Raw genomic sequence first — 820 nt, forward strand, 5'->3', positions numbered from 1 at the left:
GAAGCGATCATCGGCATGAAAATCTTCACGAAAAAGCGCGGGAAGGAATAGCCGTCGATATAGGCGGTTTCATCGATTTCCTTCGGCACGCCCGACATGAAGCCTTCCAAGATCCACACGGCGAGCGGGATATTGAATAGACAGTGGGCCAGCGCCACCGCAAACGGCGTATCGAACAGCCCAATCGCCGAATAGAGATTGAAGAACGGCAGCGCGAAGACGGCAGGCGGGGCCATCCGGTTCGACAGCAGCCAAAAGAACAGATGCTTATCGCCCAAGAACCGATAGCGCGAGAAAGCGTAAGCGGCGGGCAGCGCCAGCGAGATCGACAGCACCGTATTGATCGCCACATATTGCAGCGAGTTCAGATAGCCCGAGTACCAGGACGAATCGGTGAAAATCTTGATGTAATTGGCGAAGGTCAGCGTATGGGGCCAGAGGGTATACCCGCCGATGATTTCGGCATTCGTCTTCAAACTCATATTGATGAGCCAATAGATCGGCAGCATGAGGAAGACGAGGTAGGAACCCATAACAAGGCGGCGTGTGAGCATGGTTTAACTCCTCCGCCCTTTGGCATCCATCTGGGTCATCACGGTATAGAAGACCCAGCAGACCGCCAGAACGATGAGGTTATAGACAATCGAAACGGCGGCGGCTTTGCCAAGGTCGAACTGCCCCAGCGCCAGCTTCACCAAATCGATGGAGAGGAACGTCGTCGAGTTACCCGGCCCGCCGCCGGTCACGACGAAAGGCTCGGTATAGATCATGAAACTATCCATGAAGCGCAGCAGCACGGCAATCAGCAGCACCCGGCGCA

The 820-nt window shown here is 55.5% G+C and carries 1 protein-coding gene and 1 pseudogene; both read right to left on the reverse strand.

Features of this window, described 5'->3' with window-relative positions; all coding sequences use genetic code 11:
• The coding region (locus tag VZ95_RS20825; protein WP_045777571.1) for a carbohydrate ABC transporter permease at positions 1–554 on the reverse strand (554 nt) is incomplete at its 3' end.
• 3 nt (positions 555–557) lie between these two features.
• A pseudogene (locus tag VZ95_RS20830) lies at positions 558–820 on the reverse strand (sugar ABC transporter permease); the annotation flags it as partial.

It is taken from the genome of Elstera litoralis, from assembly GCF_000963705.1.
Lineage (GTDB): Bacteria > Pseudomonadota > Alphaproteobacteria > Elsterales > Elsteraceae > Elstera > Elstera litoralis.